This is a genomic window from Micromonospora sp. PRAS1 (genome assembly GCF_059553435.1).
In genome coordinates this window covers 193,245-207,596 of the sequence record NZ_JCANNB010000004.1, presented here as the reverse complement: position 1 = coordinate 207,596, position 14,352 = coordinate 193,245, and the positions used below count along the sequence as shown (strand labels likewise).

Here is a 14,352-nt window from a genome sequence, read left to right as displayed (position 1 = left end):
CACGGCCGGCAAAGGCTCAGCGGGTCACGGTCACCGTGATCGGTGCGCTGACAGTGGTGCCTGCGGCGTTTGTGAACTCGACGACGTAGGTGTAGTCGCCGGGTGCCTTGCCGGTCACCGCAAGCGACGCCGCCTGTGCCTTCGGGGTGTTCGCGGTGAGCTCACCCTCGGCGGCGACGGTGCCGTTCTCCAGGAAGCGGTACGACGTCGCGTTGGTGCCCCACCACAGGTTGGCGGTGACCCGGTACGCGCCGTCGCGGTCGGTGTTGTCGTGGCTCAGCACCGGCTTGGCCGGCGTGGCCTTGGTGACCTTCACCGTCAGCGGCTTCGTCGTGGTGACGCCCTTCAGGTTTACCAGTTCGGCCGTGTAGACGTAGGTCCCGTTGGGTCGGCCGGTGATCGGGACGGCGACGGACTGCGCGCCGACACCGCGGTACGCCACCGTCCGGGACGCCACCAGCTCGCCGTTCTCGTACAGCCGCACGTGGCTGGCGTTCTGCCCCCACCAGAGGTTCATGGTGACGGTGTAGTTCCCGTCGCCCAGCCCGGTGTCCCAACCGTTGTCGTGCGACAGCACGCCCTTGCCGGGGACGGCGGGCGCGTCGTGGCGCAGCGAGATGTCGGCGACCGGGATCCGGCTGAGCTGCACGTCCTCCTTGTTCGTGCCGTAGGCGACGTAGAGGTCGTCCTGCCACACGATGCTCTTCGGGTAGCTGTAGCCGGCCGACTTGTACAGCCCCGGGTAACGGACGGTCGGAAGGTCCTCGGCGGTGCGCAGGTTGTAGGCCACGTCGAAGGTCTTCCCGTCGGCGCTCACCAGCACTGACAGCGGGTAGCGGTTGCGGGTGCCGGTGGGGTTGCCGACCAGGTACGACGTGCCGTCGGGCAGGTTGCCGGCGCTCTGCTTGGTACGGGAGTCCGGCACGTTCGTCACGACCGAGTCCGACCAGGTCTCGCCGTTGTCGGTGCTCACCGCGGCGAGCTTGCGGTAGGTGCCGCCGCCCTGGTCCCGGAAGACCATCACGATCGACCCGTCCGCCTGCTGGTACCAACTCGGTTCGAGTTCGCGGGCCATCCCGGCGTTGCTCGGCTGGTTGGTGAAATCGCCCTGCTTCCACCCGGAGACGCCGAGCGGGTCATCGGTGTAGTAGGGCTTGACGAACAGCCCCGGCTGTACGTGGAAGGCGGTCAGGATCCGCCCGTTCGGCAGCGCCTTGACGTCCTGCTCGATGATGCCGTTCACCGGCTCACCGTCGGCACCGAGCACCCGCTTCGGTTCGCTCCAGTTCACGCCGTCGGTGCTGGTCACGTACTCGGTGTAGCCACCGCGCGGAGTGAGGGCGCGCGGCCAGACGTTGAGGTACGCCACCAGGGTCTCGCCGTCGGTCCACCAGCCGCCGCTGGAGGTGTACCCGTCGGTGCGGGGCGCGGTCAGCGGGATCGGCTCCGACCAGTTCTTCCCGTCCTCGCTTGTGGCGTAGACGACGATGGTGTCGGGGGCGTCCTCGTCCCGCTCGGAGCTCTGCCACTGCGCGTACAGGCGGTTCTTGAACGGCATCAGCACGACGCCGTGGTTGTACTTGAGGTCGTCGTCGCCGGGGGCGAAGACGGTGATCGTCTCGGCGTTGGCGGCCCGCGGCAGGCCGACGGTGACGGGGTCGGTGGTGTCGACGAGTCCGTCGATCACCCGCAGCGGTGGTTCGGTGGCGGCGAAGGACGGAGCGGGAACTGCGGCCGTCGCGAGGACGGCCAGCGCGGTCAGGGTGGTGGTTCGTAGCGATGTCCGTAGGGCGGTACGGGCCATGATTGGTCTCCGTTGCTTTAAGGAACGGTTGACGTGGGCCGGCGGGGGCCAGCCCTCTGCCTGGTGCGAAGAAAAATCAGTGGAACCGGGGCAGGACCTCGGCCAGGTGGTGCAACTGCGCCGGGTCCGGCTCCGGGATCGGCATGCGGGAACGGCCGACCGGCCGGCCGGCGAGGCGGTGCACGGCGCGCATCCGCGTCGGTTCGCCGGCGATCGCGGCGACCGCCTCGTCGACGTCGTGTTGCAGGTGGGCGACCGCCTCGGTGTCGCCGCGTCGCAGCGCGGCCCGCATCTCGACGAAGGGTTTGGCGAACGCGGACGCCACCCCCGAGACGACCCCGTCGGCACCGGCGGCGACCGCCGCAACGAACTCGCGGTCGCTGCCGGTGTAGATGCGGAACTCCTCGGGCAGCCGCGCCCGGAACAGCGTGATCCGGTCGAGCGGCTCGCCGCTGACCTTCACCCCGACCACGTTCGGCAGCTGCGCGAGCCGGACGAGCAGGTCCACGTCCACCCGCACACCGGTACGCGCTTCGAACAGATAGAGATGCACGCCCAGCCCGTCGGCCTCGGTGCAGGCGTCGCGGAAGAACGCGAACACCTCGTCCGGCGGGGTCGGCAGGTAGAACGGGGTCAGGATGGCGATCTCGCGGGCACCGGCGGTCCGCGCGCCCTCGATGAGCTGCGACACCTCGTACCGGCTGGCCGCGCCGACGTGAATGATCACGCGCAGGTCGCGGAGTTCCGCCACGGCCAGCGCCGCGACCGCGTTGCGTTCGGGGATCGACAGGGCCGGGAACTCGCCGGTCGTGCCGAGGACGAGTGCCCCCTGGACTCCCGATCCCGCGACGTAGCGCAGGATCTCGCGGGTCCCGGCGATGTCCAGGGCGCCGTCGTCGCCGAACGACACGGGTACGGCGGTGATGATCTCAAGGGACGGAGTGCGCATCTGCTCTCTCGATGGGTGTCGGGCCGCTGGGACGGCCGGGTGCGGGGCGGAACGACCGGTCCCGCACCCGGGGCGAACGGTGGCGATGCGGGTTACGCGCCGAAGGCCTCGTCCATCGACTTCAGTACCTGTTCGGCCGTCGCCTGGCCGGAGAAGAGCTGCTGGACGCCCGTGAGGTGGGCGGCCTGGACCTTGGCGTTCGGCCAGCTCTGGTCCGGGAACGGGGCGGTGTTCCCGGCCTCGATGATGTCGATCGCCGCCTGGTTGACGGGGCTCGCGGTGATCGAGGTGCCCTGGAGGGCGGGAATGCCCGGCGCCGCGTCGAACCAGGCCTTGGTGCCCTCGGCCGAGGCGAGCCAGTCGACGAATTCGAGCCCGTTCTTCTTGTTCTTCGCCGCCTCGTTGACGGCGAAGCTCACGCCGATGCCCCGGGGGATGGGGTTCTTGCTGGCGTCGTCGTCACCCGGCAGCGGGAAGAAGCCGAACTCGGTGCCGGGCGGCGCGGTGGAGGCGATCTGCGGGTACGACGCGAGCACCTGCACGACGCCGACGGCGGCACCGGTGTTCACCAGGTTGTAGGAGGCGGTGACGTCGGTGCCCAGCGGCTGGTCGTTGAAGCAGCCCGACTCGTTCATTTCGAGGTACTTGGCGAACGCGTCCGTCCAGCCCGATTCGGCGAATTTCGCGTTGCCGGACGCCAGTTGGTCGTTGAAATCAGGGGTGTTGCCGTACACGGTCGAGGCGACGAGCGCGTAGGGGATCAACTGACCGACCCAGTCGGTCTGAATGCCCAGCGCGAATGCGACCTTGCCCTTGGCCTTCACGTCCCGGCAGTACTGAAGCAGTTCGGTGTACGTGGTCGGCGGTTGCAGGCCGAGATCGTCGAGCGTCTTGGTGTTGTAGATGGTGCCGATCGCGTCGAGCTTCGACGGCAGGCCGTACGTCTTGCCGTCGACCTTGAGCGTGTCGGCGGTGCCGGGCTCGACGTTGCCGACCCACGACCGATCCGAGAGGTCCGCCAGGTAACCGGCCTTCTGCAGGATGTCGATGGCACCGGGATTGCCGCTGCCGGCCCAGACCGTGAACACGTCGGGAGCGGTGCCCGACGACAGCTGGGTGCGGAGCGTGGTCTGGTACTGCGCGGTGTCGGCGACGGTGAGGTTGATCTCGAGGCCGGTCTTCTCCTTGTACGCCTCGATCACCGCCTCCATGGCCGTCTTGTTGTTCGAGGTGGTGGCGATGACGAGGGCGTTTGTCTCCTCGGTCGCGGAGGTGGACGAGTCGGACTGTCCACAGGCGCCGAGCGCCAGGGCCACCCCAGCGGCGCCGACGGCGGCGACGGCTCTGCGGTATTTCATGGTGGTTATACTCCGTCGGTGGAAGGGGGCGGGTGCCCCGGCGGTTGTTGGATCGGTGGTTATCGGATCGGCGTCATAGCGGGGATTTCAGCCGGAAAACGGAAGTGGTAGCTTCCGGATTCCAAGCGCAAAACGGTGTGTCCCCGTTGTTGTGCCAGCAAACTGATTCCTTCCGAGCGGGTTGCGGTCTCGCCTCCTTCCCTGATGCTGGTGGCCGAGGAAGCGGGAATGACGGCCTCTGCGGCGTCTCCCGGCGGGATTCGCAGGGTCCACTCCACCTCGGTGCCGTTGCGACGCCACGAGCTTTCGAGGCGTCCACGCGGTGTCTCGATCGCCCCGCGCGCCCAGTCGAGGGACGCGTTCAGCTGCGGGGCGAGCCGGATGTGCTGGTAGCCGGCGGAGTCGGCTGCCTGGGTGATGCCCAGGATCCCGGTGAACAGCCATTCGCCGACCGCGCCGAGCGAGTAGTGGTTGAAGCTGTTCATCCGTGGTGACTGGAAGCCACGCTCGGGAGTCCAGCCGTCCCACCGTTCCCAGATCGTCGTCGCGCCGTTCCGGACCGAGAAGAGCCAGGACGGATAGCGATCATTGGTGACGAGCGCGTACGCGAGGTCGGACCGACCGATCGAGGTGAGCACCGGGCACAGCAGTCCGACCGTGACGAATCCGGTGGTGAGCGAGACGCCGCGCCGTTCGATCGCGGTGACCAGCCGCTCGGCCACCCGGTCCCGGTCCTGGGAAGCGCAGAGCTCGAACGCGAGCGTCAACAGGTAGCCGCCCTGAGTGTCGCCGTGCACCCGACCGTCGGGGGCGACGAACTCCGCCCGGTACGCGCGGCGGATGCGCTCTGCGAGGTCGGCCAACTCCGTCGCTTCCGGTCGACCCAGCACGGCGAGGCTGCGGGCGGTGAGTTCGGCGCTGTGCGCGAAGTAGGCGGTGGCCAGCAGATCCTTGGGAGTTTCCTCGCCCAGTTGCAGCCAGTCGCCGTAGTTGTTGCCGACCCGGTCGCGCCAGATCAGGTCGGGGTTGTGCCGCTCGACGTGGCGGACCCAACGGATCATCGAGTCCGCGGCGTCGTGCAGCAGGGTGGCGTCGCCGGTGGCACGGTGAAGGTGCCAGGGGATCGTCACTCCGCCGTCGCCCCAGGCGGGGGCACCCTCCCGCAGATGGATGAGGTGCGGGGCGATGTCGGGGAAGGCCCCGTCGGCGGACTGGGCACCGCGTACGTCCCGCAGCCACCGCCCGAGCAGCGGCGCCACGTCCGCGAAGAGCAGGGCGGTCGGCGTGAAGACCTGCGCGTCGGCGAGCCAACCCAACCGCTCGTCGCGCTGCGGGCAGTCCGTAGGGATGGACACGAAGTTGCCGCGCAGGCTCCACGAGATGTTCGAGGCGAGCGCGTTCAGGTCGGCGCTGGAGGTCTCGAACTCGCCGTGCAGGTCGAATGCGTTGTGCAGGACGACCGCTTCGACGTCCTCCGGGGCGAGGTCACCGGCGATGCCGCTGACCTCGACGAAGCGGAACCCGTGGAGGGTGAACCGCGGCTCGAACACCTGGTGGGGTGAGCCGTCGGTCCAGAACACGTCGACCGGTTCGGCGGTGCGCAGGTTCGCGGTGTAGAGATCGCCGTGCTCGTCCAGCACCTCGGCGTGGGTGAGCTGCACGCGTGTGCCCGGTGGCTGGTCGCGCAGGGTCAGCGCGACCCGGCCGACGAGGTTCTGTCCGAAGTCGACGACGTGTCGTCCAGCGCCGCGGGCGGTGACCCGGACCGCCGCCACCCGCTCGGTCGCCCGCACCGCCGGGTCGACCTCCGGCACGAGCAGCGACGTGTCCCGGGACACGGTCACCGCCTCGGACCAGGCGGAGGTGTCGTGTCCGGGCAGCTGCCAACCGGGCTCGGCGCGGCGGGAATCCTCGTACTGACCCATCAGCAGGTCGGCGTAGAGGATGTCGCTGGGCGACTCACGCCACTCGTCGTCGCTGGCGACGACCCGTCGAGAGCCGTCCGCGCCGTCCAGCACCAACTGGACGAGCAGCGCCGGCTCGGTGCCGTAGTGCTGGGCCTGGTGACGTCGGTCGGTGCCGATGAACCCGACGTACCAGCCGTCGCCGAGCAGCGCCGCGACCGTGTTGGCTCCGGGTCGGAGCAGGTCGGTCACGTCCCAGCTCTGGTACGTGATCCGCTGCCGGTACTCGGTCCAGCCGGGCACGAGTTCGTCGTGGCCGACCCGCCGGCCGTTGACGTACAGGCGGTAGATGCCCTTGGCCGAGGCGTGCACCCGAGCCGACGCGGGCGGGGCGGCGAGGTCGAAGCGGCGCACGAACCGGCGTACCGGTTGCAGTTTGTTCACCGTGTAGCTGATGTCGGTGTCCTGCGGCGGCGAGGCGACCTGGCGGTACACGGGATTGCGGGCGATCCACGCGGCCCGCCAGTCGCCGGCGTGGACGATGCCGGTGCCGAACCGCGCGTCGGTGCGGGTCCGGGCGCCGAGGTCGTCGACGACCTCCAACTCCCACTCGTACGCCGCCGACGACACCAACGGCGCTCCGTCGTAGCGGACGCCAACGGTAAGCGCCGACCCGACGTCACCGGAGTCCCACACGGTCGCCCGTCCGCCGGTGGCCAGGAGGTGGTGCACGCGGATGCGGTACGCGCGTTGACCCGCGCCGCGCCGCGGCGACTCCAGCCGCCAGGAGAAGGCGGGCGCGTCGACCACCCCGAGCGGTTCGTCCTGCCCGTTCACCCGCAGCGCGTACGCCCGCATGCCGCTCATCCCTTCAGCCCGCCGGCGAAGCCACGGATGATCTGGCGCTGCATGAGGAAGTAGACGGCCAGCACCGGCAGGATGCTGATGACCAGGCCCGCGAACACGATCGGCCAGTCGGAGACGAACTGCCCGACGAAGGCGTACAGGGCGACGGTCACCGTCTGCTGCGGGGTCCCGCTGAGGTACAGCAGCGGAACGAGGAAGTCGTTCCACACGTTGATCGTGTTGAGGATGATGACCGTACCGGTGACCGGACGCAGCAGCGGGAAGACCACGCTGCGGAAGGTGCGCACCGCACCGCCGCCGTCGATTGCCGCCGCCTCCTCGAACTCCTTCGGCAGCGCCCGCAGGAAGCCGGTGTAGAGGAACACGGAGAACGGCACCTGCGCGCCGCTGTAGAAGATCACCAGCGCCCACAGCGAGCCGAGCAGTCCGAGGTCACGCATGCTCTGGTACAGCGGGATGAGCGCGACCTGGAACGGCACCAGCATCCCGCCGATCACCAGCCAGAACATGCCCGTGGAGAGTCGTGAGGTGATCCGGGCGAGCGGGTAGGCGGCCATCGACGAGATGATCACGATGGTGCAGACGCTCGCCACCGTGACGATCGCGCTGTTGAGCAGGGCGCTGCCCAGACCGGCCTGCTGCCAGGCGGCGGCGTAGTTGCTAAGCGTCGGCGAGGTCGGGGGCACCAGCGGCGAGGAGACGTCGTTGCCCGGTCGCAGGGAGAGGTTCACCAGGATGTAGAGCGGGAAGGCGAAGACCACGGCGACGCCGAACAGCAGGACCTCGCGGAGGAAACTGCGTTTGGTGTAGCGGAACATCAGTCGGCGTCCTTCCGGCTGGAGAGCCTGTACTGCGCCACGGAGAAGAGCCCGACGACGGCGGCCAGCACCAGGGCGAGGGCGATGCCGTAACCGAACTCGTCGAACTGGAATGCCGACTTGTACAGCAACGTCGAGAGCGTTTCGGTGGCCCCGCCCGGCCCACCGCCGGTCAGGACGTAGACCTCGGTGAACATCTTCAGTCCGCCGATGATGGTCAGTACCACGTTGATGGTCGTGGCGGGTGCCAGCAGCGGCCAGGTGACGGAGCGGAACCGGCGCCACACACCGGCGCCGTCCACGGCCGCAGCCTCGTGCAGTTCCTGCGGCACGCCCTGCAGGCCGGCCAGGTAGATCACCATCGAGTAGCCGGCGTGCTGCCAGACCACCACCATGACGACGGAGATCGCCGCCCAGGTGGGATCGCCGAGCCAGTTCTGGCTGAACGTACCGAGCCCGACCGTGTGTAGCGCGCTGTCCACGGCGCCGTCGGGGGCAAGCATGAACTTCCACAGGTACGCCACCACGACGGGTGTGACGACGACGGGAGCGAAGAACACGACGCGCAGGAAGTTGCGCGACTTCAGACCGGTGTTCACGCCGAGCGCGAGCAGTAGCCCGATGCCGTTCTGGAGGATCGTGATGGCACCCGCGAAGATGAGGGTCATCTTCAGGGCGTTGAGTGAGCTCTCCGTCGTGAAGATGCGTACGAAGTTGTCGAAGCCGACATAGTCATAGTTGCGCGACAGCCCGTCCCAGTTGGTCAGGGCGAGCTGGCCACCGCGCACTGTCGGCACGACGACCGCGAAGCCGTAGAAGGCGAGCGCGGGCACGGTGAACCAGAGCAGCCCGCGGGAGAGCGCGGCGGGACTGCGCCGACCGCGATTGCGACCTTGGCGCACCGCACCGGCCGGTGCCTCGCGGACCGGCGGCGCCTCGCGAGTCGGCGGCGCCTCGGCCGGTGTGCCGGTCATGCCGGTGTCCGCTCGGCCCGACCGCCATGAATCAGCCCGGCCGCGAGCATGGCGTGTGACATCCGTTCGAGCGCGCCGCGCAGATGCTCGCGCATCTCGGCCGCCAGGACCACCGGATCGCCCGCGACGATGAGGTCGAGCAGGAGCCCGTGATCGTTGGCGGACGGGTGCAGGTCGATGTCCTCCTCCACGGTGAGCTGCATCAGGCTCGCGAACACCGGCTCGTAGTCACCCCAGACGTTTGCGAGGCGCCGGTTGCCGCCCATCTGGTAGAGCAGCGCGTGAAAGCGCAGGTCCGCCTTGGCGAACTCGGCGGCGGAGGAGCGGTCGGCTGCGGCGACCATCTCGCCGACAATGTCGCGGCCGGCCTGGATCTGCTCAGGCGTCGCGAGCTCGATGGCGCGGGTCACGGCCACCACCTCGATCGCCTCGCGCAGCTCGTACAGATCCTCGATGTCGCGCTGGCTCAGCCCGGCTACGAAGTAGCCCCGCCGCCGGGACTCGACCAACCCCTGGGACTCGAGTTGGCGCAGGGCGTCCCGGACCGGCCCCCGGCTGACGTCGTACTGCGAGGCCAGCGCGTCCTCGACGAGATGGGTCCCGGGCTGCACCGCGCGCCGGACGATCTGGTCCCGAATGACCTCGGCGAGCTGGGCGCCCAGCGCCGGCGCTCGGGTCGGCCTGTGCGACGTGACCACTGTGTCTACCTCTCCGTGAACCGTTAACGATGGACCGTAAACGGTTGACACATGCTGGTCAAGAGCCCGAAACAATAGCCGTTCTGTCGGATCTGAAGGTGATATATCCGCATTTAGGTCCCGACGACCGGTCAACTCGGCCTGGTGGCCCTGTCGACCGGTCTGCTCCCGGCCGTCTTCGATCAATCGGTCGGGGACCCCGAGCAGACGTCGTTACGCCATGCCCAGGCCGCGATCTCGACCCGGTTGCGGGCGGAAAGTTTGCGTTGCACGTTGGCCAGATGTGTCTTGACCGTCGACAGCGTCACGTAGAGCCGTCCGGCGATCTCGTCGTTGGTGTGCCCGTGCGCCACCAGTCGGACCACCGCGAGCTCGCGTTCGGTGAGCGGCTCCGTGGGTGGCATCTCCACCGCCTCCTGCTCGCCGTCGCGGCGGGGAGCGAGGTGAGCCAACAGGCGTACGGTCACAGCCGGCGAGATCAGCGTGGTTCCTGCGGCGGCTGCCCGTACCGCCTCCACCAGCAGGTTGGGCGACGTGTCCTTGAGCAGGAATCCGCAGGCGCCGTTGCGTAGCGCCCGGTACACGTACTCGTCGAGGTCGAAGGTCGTGACGATGAGGACGTTCAGCGGGTTCCGGACGGCCGGACCGGCCAGCAGCCGGGTCGCTTCGAGGCCGTCGAGTTTCGGCATCCGGATGTCGAGCAGGCACACGTCGGGACGTAGCCGGCGGGCCTGGTCCACGGCGGTCTCACCGTCTGCCGCCTCGGCCACCACCTCGATGTCCGGCTGGGTGTTCAGGATCATGCGGAAAGCCGTACGGATCATGTCCTGGTCGTCGGCGAGCAGCAGCCGGATCGTCATCGGAGTTTCCGCCCGGCTGCTCCGGCCACCGGCTGGCGCAGCCCCGACCGCCATCGAGCGGCCGGGGGCCGGTCGGTGATCGGCAGAGCCGCGGTGACCTGCCAGCCGGATGCGACAGGCCCGGCCGAGAGTTCGCCACCTGCGGCCCGTACCCGCTCGCTGAGCCCGGTCAGGCCGAAGCCGCCGGCCGGCAGGGGCGACCCGGCCGGCCTGCCGTCGTTGCGGACCGACACCTCGGCGAGATCGGGCAGATCGGGGTGGCACCGGATTCGGATGTCGATCCTTGTCGTCCCGCTGGAGTGGCGCAGCACGTTTGTCAGTGCCTCCAGAACGGTGTGGTGCGCCGCGTCGAGGCTGGCCGGGGGCCACGGCCGGTGGGACAGTGCCTCGTCGACCGAGATCGTCGGCGGAGGGTGTCCGGGCGTCAGGGTGCCGACGACCGCGGTCAGCATCTCGTCGAGGTTGGCGTGCACCGGCGCGGTTGCGGGTGTCTCGTCGCGCAGGATGCCGACGAGTTTACGCATCGAGGTGAGGGCCTGGCCGCCGGCCTGCTCGACGCCGGCCAGCAAGGTGTCCAGATCCTTGGGCGAGGGCGCGGTGCCCGCGCCCGTGACGAACCGGATGGCCTGGGTCTGCGCCACGATCGCGGTCACGTGATGGGCGACGTAGTCGTGCAGGTCGCGGGCGTGGTCCATGCGTTCCGCCTGCCGGGCCAGCCGGTCGAGGTCGACCCGGCGGCGCTCCAGCAGGCGCAGGTACAGGCCGAGCAGGGCCAGGAACAGCACCCAGGCGGTCAGCACAGCGGCTACCAGGCCACCGTCCTGCGACATCATTGACGCGTTGACCGGATGGAGCAGGACCCGGATCGGCAGCAGTCCGATCGCGAGGACCGTCAGCACGGCCGGACCCGCCGCGCGCCGGATCGGATGCTGCATGACCACCCGGATCGCCGCCACCGAGAGCACTGTGAACTCCACGATGCCGAACGTGTGCTCCGGGCGCAGCGCCGGCACCAGCCCGAAGGTGACCGAAACCGCGAGCGACGCCGTCGCGGCCACGGCGACCGCGACCGGGCGGGCCTCGGCCAGCAGCACCACGGCGACCGCGAGCAGCCCGCTGACGATCAGGCAGAGCTTGGCGGGCAGGGTGGGGCCGTCCAGCCCCTCGATGACGACGAGGGTCGCCGCAACGGCGGCGAGTAGCCCCACCATCACCCGCTGCCACCGGGGTCCCGGAAAGATAATCAGCACGGAAGGCCACGGTACGACACAGGCAGCCGGGCGGCGTAGTTCTTTCGGCCGAGTCCCCGCAGTGCCGCTCGGTAACCCGGCTGAGGTGTACCGCCGCCCCACCGTCGCACGATCGAAGCCGCACCGGACCGACGAGCGGAGGACGACCGTGGCGACGACAGTGCAGGCAGTGGGCCTGCGAGTGAGAACCGGCCGGTACCTGGCCGTCGACGGCATCGACCTGGATCTGGGTCCTGGCGTCCATGGCCTGCTCGGCCCGAACGGCGCCGGCAAGACCACCCTGATCCGCGCGCTGGCGACCGTGCTGCGCCCACACGACGGCCGGCTCCGGTTGCTCGGGCAGCCGATCGAAGGGCGGCCCGACCTGCGTGCGGTACGGCGGGGCCTGGGCTACCTGCCCCAGGAATTCGGCTACTACCCGCGATTCACCGTGTCCGAGTTCGTGGAGTACCTGGCCTGGACCAAGGACGTGCCCGGCAACAGGCGCCGCCGTGCCGTGCGCAACGCGATCGAGCGGGTGGGTCTGGCCGACCGGGCGGGCTCACGAATGAAAGACCTCTCCGGTGGCATGCTGCGGCGGGCCGGCATCGCACAGGCGATCGTCAACGAGCCGGAACTGCTGCTGCTCGACGAGCCGACCGTGGGCCTCGACCCGCAGCAGCGGGTCGACTTCCGGGCACTGCTGCGCGACCTCGGCGAACGCTCCTGTGTCGTCGTCTCGACCCACCTCGTCGAGGACGTGGCTGCCGCCTGCTCGAGCGTCGTGCTGACCGACGCCGGCCGGATCGTGATCCACGGCACGCCGGACGACATCGCGGCAGCCGGCGGTACCGGCGATGCCGGGGACAGCCCGATCGAACGTGGCTACTCGGCACTCATCGCGCGACACCGTGCCGAACTGGCGGTGGCGCCGTGAACCGCATCCTCCGAATCGAGCTGCGCCGTTGCGGCGCACTTCTCGCTGGGACCGGGACAGCCGCGATCGGCGTGGCGGGGCTCTACGTGCTCGCGCTCACCGGGCAAACCGACCTGTGGGACCAGCAGTGGCACATCCTCGCCACCTTCCAGCGCATCATGCTGGTGGTCCTCTGGCCGCTGGCGCTGGCGGCCGGTGCCTGGCAGGCCGGCCGGGACCGGCGCAACCGGGTCGAGGAACTGCTCGGCACCACACCGGCTCCCCGATGGCAGCGGATGCGGCCGTCCGCCGTGGTCACGGCGCTCAGTCTCGCTGCCGGCTACCTGCTCGTGCTGGCTGGCGGGGCACCGAAGGTCGCGACCGCCGCCGGCTACCCGGGTAGCAGTTGGCCGGCGGTGACGCTTGTCGGCGTACTGGCCCTGGTCGCTGCGGGCTGGCTCGGCCTCGGCGTGGGCCGGCTGCTGCCGTACGCGTACACTCCTGCGGTTCTGGGTGTGGGCGGTCTCGCCGCACTCCTCGCGGCGATCGAGGCGACCAGGCCCAGCGAGGTCACGGATCCCGGTGCGGCTTTGCTGCTGCCCTTCTTCACCAGCTCGATCTCCGAGTTCGAGATGGTCGCCGGCTCCGTGAGTACGGGCCAGGCCTGGTGGTTCGGTGGGTTGGCCCTCGGCGGGCTGGTGCTGTACCTCGCGACGAACCCGCTGGCACGACTGCTCGCCGTCGTCCCCCCGGCACTCGGACTGGCACTTGCCGCGCCGATCCTTACCCTCCCCCTGGAGGAGGCCTTCCCGGCAGACCCGGCCGCGGTCGCCGAGGTCTGCACCACCGACGGCGGGCCACGGGTCTGTGTCACCGCTGCCCACAGCCGGCAGCTACCCGCTCTCGTCGCACCGGCCCGGGAAGCATTGCGCCTGCTCGCCGCGCTGCCGGACGCGCCGACCTCGGTCCACGAGGCAGCCCCCGGCCTCGGCCGTCCACAGCCGGTCTCCGAAGCATGGTTGGACGCCGACAACCTCACTGCGGCCGATGACCCCGCCGAGCTGACCGCCCGCATCCTGGCCGGCGCCGGTACGCCGCTCTGCGTCCGAGCCGACAACGACGCGTACCTCGACGCGCTGCGCGCCCGAGCCGTGGCGGCCGCCTGGCTCTACGGCAGCCACCCGGTGCCCGGCCACAGTTTCTTCGGGGCGGAACAGGCCATTCGAGACGAGCTGTGGACGACATTCGCCGCGTTGCCGGCCGACGAGCAGGTACGCCGGGTCGCCGCGGTACGCGCTGCCGGCCTGACCTGCGGCGACCAGGCTGCCGCCCTCGGCATCGGAGCCGGCCGGTGACGCCCTTGCTCCTGTTCCTGCGCTCCCGTGAGGTGCCGGGAGGATTGCTCTGGGCGGTGTCGGCCATGGCCGTCCTCGCCTGGTTCGGCGCCGGCCAGGCCGATTCGCGGCACGCCGTGACGACCGCCGCCCTCGCCCTGGCGCTGGGCGTGGCCATTCTCGGCTACGGCCTCGGCGGGCCGGACAGCACCCTGGACGCGACCGCCGCGATCCGCTGGGCGCCCCGCCGCGCGCTGCACCTGGTCTCGATAGCCGTGCTTGCCGGCACCGTGGTGACGATCGTGTCAACCGCCCCGACCGGCGTCGTCCTGCGCGACGCGGCGGGCTTCACCGGGCTCGCCGCCCTGGCCGCAGCGCTGTTCGGCCGGCGACTGGCCTGGACCCTGCCGGTCGTGACGGGTTGCGTCTCCGCCGGCATCCCTGCCACACCGGAGCCGTTCGCGCTGTACCTGCTCACCTGGGCGGGCCAACCGTCGGAGAGCGTTGCGGCCCTGACGACCGCCATCGTCTTCGCGGTCACCGGTGTCGCCGCTTATCTGATCCACGGCCCCCGCCGGATCAGCTGACCGGGCGCTCCTGCCGCGCCTGTCCCCTCGGGTAGGGCTCGCGGTCCGACCGGG

The 14,352-nt window shown here is 69.9% G+C and carries 12 protein-coding genes; 3 read left to right on the top strand and 9 right to left on the bottom strand.

The genetic code is table 11. The annotated features are described in order from the left end of the window. Positions 1-16: 16 nt before the first annotated feature. The 9 genes from AC507J_RS06275 to AC507J_RS06235 form a co-directional block, all read right to left on the bottom strand. On the bottom strand, positions 17-1,804 hold the full coding sequence (locus AC507J_RS06275; protein WP_496288100.1) for an exo-alpha-sialidase: 1,788 nt from the start codon (positions 1,802-1,804) through the stop codon (positions 17-19). A gap of 76 nt (positions 1,805-1,880) precedes the next feature. Continuing rightward, positions 1,881-2,753 (bottom strand): dihydrodipicolinate synthase family protein, encoded by an 873-nt coding sequence (locus AC507J_RS06270; RefSeq protein WP_496288099.1) that lies wholly within the window; start codon positions 2,751-2,753, stop codon positions 1,881-1,883. 92 nt (positions 2,754-2,845) lie between these two features. Then, entirely contained in the window at positions 2,846-4,111 is a 1,266-nt protein-coding gene (locus AC507J_RS06265) for an ABC transporter substrate-binding protein (protein ID WP_496288098.1), read from the bottom strand. 59 nt (positions 4,112-4,170) lie between these two features. Further along, the gene (locus AC507J_RS06260; protein WP_496288097.1) at positions 4,171-6,882 is read right to left on the bottom strand and encodes a family 78 glycoside hydrolase catalytic domain; all 2,712 of its coding nucleotides are present in this window, start codon (positions 6,880-6,882) and stop codon (positions 4,171-4,173) included. Continuing rightward, positions 6,879-7,700: a carbohydrate ABC transporter permease gene (locus tag AC507J_RS06255; protein ID WP_496288096.1), complete on the bottom strand. Its 822-nt coding sequence runs from the start codon at positions 7,698-7,700 to the stop codon at positions 6,879-6,881. The genes AC507J_RS06260 and AC507J_RS06255 overlap by 4 nt, the downstream gene beginning before the upstream one ends. Beyond that, positions 7,700-8,674 carry a carbohydrate ABC transporter permease gene (locus AC507J_RS06250; RefSeq protein ID WP_496288095.1) on the bottom strand — a complete coding sequence of 325 codons (975 nt, stop codon included), beginning with the start codon at positions 8,672-8,674 and terminating at the stop codon, positions 7,700-7,702. Before AC507J_RS06250 ends, AC507J_RS06255 begins: the two co-directional genes overlap by 1 nt. Beyond that, a complete protein-coding gene (locus AC507J_RS06245) occupies positions 8,671-9,372 on the bottom strand; it encodes a GntR family transcriptional regulator (protein WP_496288094.1) in 702 nt (233 codons plus the stop codon). Before AC507J_RS06245 ends, AC507J_RS06250 begins: the two co-directional genes overlap by 4 nt. A 182-nt stretch (positions 9,373-9,554) precedes the next feature. After that, positions 9,555-10,232 carry a response regulator gene (locus tag AC507J_RS06240; protein WP_496288093.1) on the bottom strand — a complete coding sequence of 226 codons (678 nt, stop codon included), beginning with the start codon at positions 10,230-10,232 and terminating at the stop codon, positions 9,555-9,557. Further along, positions 10,229-11,482 (bottom strand): sensor histidine kinase, encoded by a 1,254-nt coding sequence (locus AC507J_RS06235; RefSeq protein ID WP_496288092.1) that lies wholly within the window; start codon positions 11,480-11,482, stop codon positions 10,229-10,231. The genes AC507J_RS06240 and AC507J_RS06235 overlap by 4 nt, the downstream gene beginning before the upstream one ends. Before the next feature lie 181 nt (positions 11,483-11,663). Here AC507J_RS06235 and AC507J_RS06230 point away from each other — a divergent pair, with 181 nt between their 5' ends. The 3 genes from AC507J_RS06230 to AC507J_RS06220 are packed head-to-tail and all read left to right on the top strand — an operon-like array spanning position 11,664 to position 14,298. Further along, the gene (locus AC507J_RS06230; RefSeq protein ID WP_496288091.1) at positions 11,664-12,398 is read left to right on the top strand and encodes an ATP-binding cassette domain-containing protein; all 735 of its coding nucleotides are present in this window, start codon (positions 11,664-11,666) and stop codon (positions 12,396-12,398) included. Further along, positions 12,395-13,732, top strand: coding sequence for a hypothetical protein (locus tag AC507J_RS06225; RefSeq protein ID WP_496288090.1), 1,338 nt, complete (start codon positions 12,395-12,397; stop codon positions 13,730-13,732). The genes AC507J_RS06230 and AC507J_RS06225 overlap by 4 nt, the downstream gene beginning before the upstream one ends. Then, entirely contained in the window at positions 13,729-14,298 is a 570-nt protein-coding gene (locus AC507J_RS06220) for a hypothetical protein (RefSeq protein WP_496288089.1), read from the top strand. Before AC507J_RS06225 ends, AC507J_RS06220 begins: the two co-directional genes overlap by 4 nt. Positions 14,299-14,352 lie beyond the last annotated feature (54 nt).

Bases quoted from the DNA above. Each gene is read 5' to 3' on its own strand.
- AC507J_RS06275 (WP_496288100.1), bottom strand. From the start codon at position 1,804: ATGGCCCGTACCGCCCTACGGACATCGCTACGAACCACCACCCTGACC.
- AC507J_RS06270 (WP_496288099.1), bottom strand. From the start codon at position 2,753: ATGCGCACTCCGTCCCTTGAGATCATCACCGCCGTACCCGTGTCGTTC.
- AC507J_RS06265 (WP_496288098.1), bottom strand. From the start codon at position 4,111: ATGAAATACCGCAGAGCCGTCGCCGCCGTCGGCGCCGCTGGGGTGGCC.
- AC507J_RS06260 (WP_496288097.1), bottom strand. From the start codon at position 6,882: ATGAGCGGCATGCGGGCGTACGCGCTGCGGGTGAACGGGCAGGACGAA.
- AC507J_RS06255 (WP_496288096.1), bottom strand. From the start codon at position 7,700: ATGTTCCGCTACACCAAACGCAGTTTCCTCCGCGAGGTCCTGCTGTTC.
- AC507J_RS06250 (WP_496288095.1), bottom strand. From the start codon at position 8,674: ATGACCGGCACACCGGCCGAGGCGCCGCCGACTCGCGAGGCGCCGCCG.
- AC507J_RS06240 (WP_496288093.1), bottom strand. From the start codon at position 10,232: ATGACGATCCGGCTGCTGCTCGCCGACGACCAGGACATGATCCGTACG.